The organism is Streptomyces sp. NPDC000151 (genome assembly GCF_040301705.1).
In the GTDB taxonomy this organism is placed as follows: Bacteria; Actinomycetota; Actinomycetes; order Streptomycetales; family Streptomycetaceae; genus Streptomyces.
On record NZ_JBEPFC010000076.1, the window covers coordinates 25,404 to 32,487 of the forward strand.

The 7,084-nt window shown below is 72.9% G+C and carries 6 protein-coding genes and 1 pseudogene; all 7 read left to right on the plus strand.

Annotation, left to right across the window (positions count from 1 at the left end):
• The first annotated feature begins 166 nt into the window (after positions 1-166).
• Entirely contained in the window at positions 167-589 is a 423-nt protein-coding gene (locus ABT381_RS21310; RefSeq protein WP_351596509.1) for a hypothetical protein, read from the plus strand.
• A 31-nt stretch (positions 590-620) separates the two neighbouring features.
• Positions 621-1,490: a TatD family hydrolase gene (locus tag ABT381_RS21315; protein WP_351596512.1), complete on the plus strand. Its 870-nt coding sequence runs from the start codon at positions 621-623 to the stop codon at positions 1,488-1,490.
• 71 nt (positions 1,491-1,561) lie between these two features.
• Positions 1,562-2,965, plus strand: coding sequence for a ubiquitin-like domain-containing protein (locus tag ABT381_RS21320; RefSeq protein WP_351596515.1), 1,404 nt, complete (start codon positions 1,562-1,564; stop codon positions 2,963-2,965).
• Positions 2,962-3,843: a 16S rRNA (adenine(1518)-N(6)/adenine(1519)-N(6))-dimethyltransferase RsmA gene (gene rsmA / locus ABT381_RS21325; RefSeq protein WP_351596518.1), complete on the plus strand. Its 882-nt coding sequence runs from the start codon at positions 2,962-2,964 to the stop codon at positions 3,841-3,843. Before ABT381_RS21320 ends, rsmA begins: the two co-directional genes overlap by 4 nt.
• Positions 3,840-4,754: a 4-(cytidine 5'-diphospho)-2-C-methyl-D-erythritol kinase gene (locus ABT381_RS21330; protein WP_351596521.1), complete on the plus strand. Its 915-nt coding sequence runs from the start codon at positions 3,840-3,842 to the stop codon at positions 4,752-4,754. Before rsmA ends, ABT381_RS21330 begins: the two co-directional genes overlap by 4 nt.
• A gap of 94 nt (positions 4,755-4,848) precedes the next feature.
• Entirely contained in the window at positions 4,849-6,645 is a 1,797-nt protein-coding gene (locus tag ABT381_RS21335) for an ABC-F family ATP-binding cassette domain-containing protein (protein WP_351596524.1), read from the plus strand.
• 256 nt (positions 6,646-6,901) lie between these two features.
• Positions 6,902-7,084 (plus strand): annotated as a pseudogene (locus ABT381_RS21340) (outer membrane protein assembly factor BamB family protein); the annotation flags it as partial.

The following is a 7,084-nucleotide window of genomic DNA, read 5'->3' on the forward strand; positions in this document are numbered from 1 at the left end:
GGTCTGAAAGGTAAAGAGCAGGTCGGCCCGGTGAGGTTCTTTTCCTCGGCCCGCTCAAATCTGGGCCAATAGGAAGAACCTTTGCTGCGTCGCAGCTCGGAAAGGCGTCCACTGGAACTGGGGCGTTCGTCCCCGAGAGCTTGTCCAGCGGACAAGAGGAGCTGCGATGACTGAACCTGTGGGAACCACGAGCGGGACCCCGCACACGCCCGGAACCGAGCCCTCCGCACACGAGGCGTACTCCTTCGCCTGCATGAAATGCGGGCACGGCTGGGAGCAGTCCTACGACATCGAGCACCACGTGGACGTGTCCGGCGCACCGCGCGTCGTCTACTACGCGGACGGCGAGCGCGTCCCGTCACCTCTGACCAGGCCCACCTGCCGCCAGTGCGGCGGGAACATAGTCCGGATCATGCGGGCCGGTCAGGTTTCCATGGTCTCGGCGGCCGCCGAGCGGCTCTACGCGCCGCGCAAGCCGCAGCCCACGACCGGTCCGGCCGGCGACCCCGGCGGTGACGCGTCCGCGCGGCGCGGCCACCACTGGCACCTGTCCGACCTGCTGCACCCCTTCCAGCACCACCGCAGGTAGCCCGGTACCGCGGTGCTCATAGGATCGAGGTATGAGCTCGAAGGACGCACCGCCGCCGCTGCCCGAGCCGCTCGGGGTCTCCGTAGCGGATTCGCACACCCACCTGGACATGCAGACGGGCACGGTCGAAGAGGCCCTCGCCAAGGCCGCGGCCGTCGGCGTGACCACGGTGGTCCAGGTGGGCTGCGACGTGAAGGGCTCGCGCTGGGCCGCGGAGACCGCCGCGGCCCACGAGGCGGTGCACGCGGCGGTGGCGCTGCATCCGAACGAGGCGCCGCGCATCGTCCTCGGTGACCCCGACGGATGGTCGCGTCAGGGCGCCAGGGAGGCGGGCGGCGACGCGGCGCTGGACGAGGCGCTCGCGGAGATCGACGCGCTGGCCGCGCTGCCGCACGTCCGCGGCGTCGGCGAGACCGGGCTCGACTACTTCCGTACCGGCCCGGAGGGCATGGCCGCGCAGGAGCGGTCCTTCCGCGCGCACATCGAGATCGCCAAGCGGCACGGCAAGGCCCTGGTCATCCACGACCGCGAGGCGCACGACGACGTGCTGCGGGTGCTGCGCGAGGAGGGCGCGCCCGAGCGGACCGTCTTCCACTGCTACTCCGGCGACGCGGAGATGGCGAAGGTGTGCGCCGAGGCCGGGTACTTCATGTCCTTCGCCGGGAACGTCACGTTCAAGAACGCCCAGCCGCTGCGGGACGCGCTGGCCGTCGCCCCGGCCGAGCTGGTGCTCGTCGAGACCGACGCGCCCTTCCTGACCCCCGCGCCGTACCGCGGTCGGCCTAACGCGCCGTACCTCATTCCGGTCACGCTGCGGGCCATGGCCGAGGTCAAGGGCATGGACGAGGACGCGCTGGCCACGGCCGTCGCGGCCAACACGGCCCGCGCTTTCGACTACTGAGCCGTCTGCGGAGTGCTCCCGCTCTCCACTACATTCCGGCCCGTCAACCGGTCCCGGGCAAGTGGAGCGTCGTGAGTCATTCGCAGGCGTACGGATACGGATACGGGCCGCCGCAGTCGTACGACGGGACGGAGGGCCCCCGGACCCAGGGCTACGGTCCGTACGGGCCGCCGGACGAGCTCCAGGTGTACGACACGTACGTCGCACAGTCGTACGCACCGCCGCGCCCGCAGTCGTACGCACCGTGGCTGCCCGAGCAGCAGTCTTACGAACCGCCGCGCCCCGAGCCGCAGTCGTACGACCAGCCGCCGGTCATCGGAGGCCGGTCCGCGGGCCGTGCCGCCGCCCGGCGCGCGGCCCGGCGCAAGCGGTTCGTCGAGCGGCCCGAGGGGCTGCGCAGGCTGGTCCCGCAGGCGCTGGTCGTCGCGTTCCTCGCGGGCGGCACGACCGCGTTCGTCGCGCACGACAAGGCCGTACGCCTCAGCGTCGACGGCAGCCCGCGGCGGCTGCACACCTTCGCCGGGGACGTCGGCGAGCTGCTGGCCTCCGAAGGTGTACCGATCGGCCCGCACGACATCGTCGCGCCCGGCCCGGACGCCCCGCTGACCAGCGGCGACGAGGTGGCCGTGCGGTACGGCCGGCCCGTCGTGCTCACCGTGGACGGCCACCGCCGCCGGGTGTGGACCACCGCGCGCACCGTCGAGGGCGCGCTGCGCCAGCTCGGCGTGCGGGCCGAAGGCGCGTACATCTCCGCCTCGCGGTCGCTGCCCATCGCACGCCACGGCATCGAACTGGCCGTACGCACCGAGCGCACGGTGACCTTCATGGCCGACGGGCGCGCGCGCAGCATCCGCACCAACGCCGCCACCGTGCGCGCGGCGCTCGTCCGGGCCGGCATCGCGCTGCACGGCCAGGACACCACCTCCGTACCGCTCGACAGCTTCCCCCGCGAGGGCCAGACCATCTCCGTGCTGCGCGTCACCGGCTCCCGCGAGGTCCGCGAGGAGCCGATCGCCTACGAGACCCGCCGCGTCCCCGACGCCGCGCTCTTCAAGGGCACCGAGTCGGTGGTCCAGCAGGGGCACCAGGGCGTGCGCCGGGTCACGTACCAGCTGCGTACCGTCAACGGCGTCCGGCAGCGGCCGCGGCTGCTGCGCCAGGAGGTGATCAGCGTGCCGCGCAGCGAGATCGTGCACGTGGGCACCGCGACCGTGCCCGCCGGCGTGGCCGGCGCCGACCATCTGAACTGGCGGGGGCTCGCCGAGTGCGAGACCGGCGGCCGGGCCGACGCGGTCGATCCCTCGGGCACGTACGGCGGGCTGTACCAGTTCGACCGCGCCACCTGGCACTCGCTCGGCGGGACCGGCGCCCCGCAGGACGCGCCTCCTCAGGAGCAGACCTACCGCGCCAAGAAGCTGTACGTCAGCCGGGGGGCGAGCCCGTGGCCCGTGTGCGGCCGTAAGCTTCACCAGTGACCAACAGCAACACCGATGAGCCCGGCCCGCTCCTGGGCCCCGCCGACATCCGCGAACTGGCCGCGACGCTGGGCGTCCGCCCGACCAAGCAGAAGGGCCAGAACTTCGTCATCGACGCCAACACCGTCCGCCGGATCGTGCGGACGGCCGAGGTGCGCCCCGACGACGTGGTCGTCGAGGTCGGGCCCGGCCTCGGCTCGCTGACCCTGGCGCTTCTGGAGGCCGCCGACCGGGTCACGGCCGTGGAGATCGACGACGTGCTGGCGGCCGCGCTGCCCGCGACGGTCGAGGCCCGGATGCCGGAGCGCGCCGACCGGTTCGCGCTGGTCCACGACGACGCGATGAAGGTCACCGAGCTGCCGGGCCCGCCACCCACCGCGCTGGTCGCCAACCTCCCGTACAACGTCGCCGTCCCGGTCCTGCTCCACATGATGGCGACCTTCCCGACCATCGAGCGCACGCTCATCATGGTCCAGTCCGAGGTCGCCGACCGGCTCGCGGCCCGCCCCGGCAACAAGGTCTACGGCGTGCCGTCGGTGAAGGCGAACTGGTACGCCGAGGTCAAGCGGGCCGGCGCGATCGGCCGGAACGTCTTCTGGCCCGCGCCCAACGTCGACTCGGGGCTGGTCTCCCTCGTCCGCCGCGCGGCGCCCCTGGAGACCACCGCCAGCCGCGAAGAGGTCTTCGCCGCCGTGGACGCGGCCTTCGCGCAGCGCCGCAAGACGCTGCGCTCGGCGCTCTCCGGCTGGGCGGGCTCGGCCGCCGCCGCCGAGGCCGCGCTGGTCGCTGCGGGCGTCTCGCCGCAGGCCCGGGGCGAGGCCCTGACCGTCGAAGAATTCGCCCGCATCGCCGAGCACAAGGAAGCCGCAGCCCAGTGACCCCGTCCAGCCCCCGCGCCGTCACCGTCCGCGTCCCCGCCAAGGTCAACGTCCAGCTGGCGGTCGGCGCCGCACGCGCCGACGGCTTCCACGACCTGGCCAACGTCTTCCTCGCCGTCGGCCTGTACGACGAGGTCACCGCGGCGCCCGCCGACACCCTGACGATCACCTGCGAGGGGCCGGACGCCGACCGGGTCCCGCTGGACCGTACGAACCTCGCGGCCCGCGCCGCCGAGCTGCTGGCAGCCCGGCACGGCATCGAGCCGCGCGTCCACCTGCACATCGCCAAGGACATCCCGGTCGCCGGCGGCATGGCCGGGGGCAGCGCGGACGGCGCGGGCGCGCTGCTCGCCTGCGACGCGCTGTGGGGGACAGGGGCCACCCGCGAGGAACTGCTCGACATCTGCGCCGAGCTGGGCAGCGACGTGCCGTTCAGCCTGGTCGGCGAGGCCGCGCTGGGCACGGGCCGGGGTGAGCGGCTGACGCCGCTGGAGGTGGGCGGCACCTTCCACTGGGTCTTCGCGGCCGCCGACGGCGGGCTGTCCACGCCCGCGGTCTACCGCGAGTTCGACCGCCTCACCGAAGGCACCGACGTGCCCGCGCCCGAGGCGTCCCCGGCGCTGCTGGACGCGCTGCGCACGGGCGACGCCGCGGCGCTGGCCAAGACCCTCTCCAACGACCTGCAGCCCGCAGCGCTCTCGCTCTTCCCCTCGCTCGCCGCGACCCTGGAAGCGGGCACCAAGGCGGGCGCGCTCGCCGCCCTGGTCTCCGGATCGGGCCCGACCACGGCCTTCCTCGCCGCGGACCGGGCTTCCGCTTCCGCGGTCGCCGACGCCCTTCTGACCTCTGGTACGTGCCGCACCGCCCGCGTTGCGAACAGCCCGGCCCCGGGCGCGACGATCACCGGCTGAGCACGGTCCCCGGTACCGGTCCCCACGCGATGCGGGAGTGACCGGTGTGCCGGACTAGGCTGGAAGGCCGACCGATGTGAAGCCCAGGAGTGAGATGGCCGCGAACCTCGTCAATCTGGAAGCCGTCAGCAAGGCGTACGCACTGCGCGCGCTGCTCGACGGCGTCTCCCTCGGCGTCAACGAGGGCGACCGGATCGGCGTCGTCGGCCGCAACGGTGACGGCAAGACGACCCTGATCCGCATCCTCGCCCAGCTGGAGTCCCCGGACGACGGCCGCGTCACGCACGTCAACGGGCTGCGCCTGGGTGTCCTGACGCAGCACGACTCGCTCGACCCGGAGGCGACCGTCCGGCACGAGGTGATCGGCGACCTCGCCGACCACGAGTGGGCGGGCAACGCCAAGATCCGCGACGTGCTGACCGGCCTCTTCGGCGGCCTGGACCTGCCGGGCTTCCCGCAGGGCCTGGACACCGTCATCGGCCCGCTCTCCGGTGGCGAGCGGCGCCGCATCGCGCTCGCGAAGCTGCTCATCGCCGAGCAGGACCTGATCGTGCTCGACGAGCCGACCAACCACCTGGACGTCGAGGGCATCTCCTGGCTCGCGCGGCACCTCCGGGCCCGGCGCTCGGCGCTGGTGGTCGTCACCCACGACCGGTGGTTCCTGGACCAGGTCTGTACGCGGATGTGGGACGTGCAGCGCGGCGACGTGCACGAGTACGAGGGCGGCTACAGCGACTACGTCTTCGCGCGCGCCGAGCGCGAGCGCATCGCGGCCTCCGAAGAAACCAAGCGGCAGAACCTCATGCGCAAGGAGCTGGCCTGGCTGCGGCGCGGCGCCCCGGCCCGTACGAGCAAGCCCCGCTTCCGCATCGAGGCCGCCAACGAGCTGATCGCGGACGTGCCGCCGCCCCGGGACAACGCCGAGCTGATGAAGTTCGCGAGCTCCCGGCTGGGCAAGACGGTCTTCGACTTGGAGGACGTGACCGTACAGGCCGGGCCCAAGGTGCTGCTGAAGCACGTCACCTGGCAGCTGGGCCCCGGCGAGCGGGTCGGCCTGGTGGGCGTCAACGGCGCGGGCAAGACCTCGCTGCTGCGGGCGCTGGCCGACGCGGCGCGCACGGAGGGCGAGGCGCAGCCCGCCGGCGGGAAGATCATCGTCGGGAAGACCGTGAAGCTGGCCTACCTCTCGCAGGAGGTCGCGGAGCTGAAGCCCACCCTGCGGGTGCTGGAGGCCGTCCAGCAGGTGCGGGAGCGGGTGGACCTCGGCAAGGGCCGGGAGATGACCGCGGGTCAGCTGTGCGAGAAGTTCGGGTTCACCAAGGAGAAGCAGTGGACGCCGGTCGGCGACCTCTCCGGCGGTGAGCGGCGGCGGCTGCAGATCCTGCGGCTGCTGATGGACGAGCCGAACGTGCTCTTCCTCGACGAGCCCACCAACGACCTGGACATCGAGACGCTGACGCAGCTGGAGGACCTGCTCGACGGCTGGCCCGGCTCGCTGATCGTCATCAGCCACGACCGGTACTTCGTCGAGCGGACCACCGACCGGGTGTTCGCGCTGCTGGGCGACGCGGCGCTGCGGATGCTGCCGCGCGGCCTGGACGAGTACATCGAGCGGCGGGAGCGGATGGCGCAGGCCGCGGCCCCGGCGCCGGCGGCCGCCGCGCCCAAGCAGAAGGCCGCCGCGGTGGACCGGGCGACGCAGAAGGAACTGCAGAAGATCGAGCGGCAGCTGGACAAGATCGGTACGAAGGAGGCGAAGCTGCACACGCAGATCGCCGACAACGCCACCGACTTCACCAAGGTCGCCGAACTGGACGCGCAGCTGCGGGAGCTGAAGGACGAGAAGGACGAGCTGGAGATGCGCTGGCTGGAGCTGGCGGAGGACGCGTAGCGGACTCCGCGGCCCGGGGTCGGCGGCGTGCGTAACGGGTGCGTCGCGGGAGTGTCCCGGGCCGGTATCGCCCCTTTGGTGGCGGCGTACCGCACCGGTGCGGTGTCGGTGGCGAGTGGTACAAAGAACTCCCGCTCAAGTGCCGTTAATTGCCGAGCCTTATGTCTGATTCACTCCATCCTGGGGGCTTTGCCGCTCGGGGTCGCGGGGGAGGCCGATTCGGAGCCATGGGCCGGCGTGAAGAGGTAACGACCCGATGACCCAGCCGCCGCAGCCGCCACCACCGCCCGGTCAGCCGCCGTCCGGCGGCTTCGGCGCGCCCCAGGATCCTTCGTACGGCTACCCGCAGCAGCCCGGTCAGCAGCCGCAGCAGCCGCCGAACCAGCCGCCGCAGCCGCCCCAGGCCCCGCCGCAGCCGCCCCAGGCTCCGGGGCAGCCG

What these genes read in the sequence shown, in the direction of transcription:
- ABT381_RS21315 (WP_351596512.1), top strand. Translation starts at nt 621, where the DNA reads ATGAGCTCGAAGGACGCACCGCCGCCGCTGCCCGAGCCGCTCGGGGTC.
- ABT381_RS21335 (WP_351596524.1), top strand. Translation starts at nt 4,849, where the DNA reads ATGGCCGCGAACCTCGTCAATCTGGAAGCCGTCAGCAAGGCGTACGCA.
- ABT381_RS21310 (WP_351596509.1), top strand. Translation starts at nt 167, where the DNA reads ATGACTGAACCTGTGGGAACCACGAGCGGGACCCCGCACACGCCCGGA.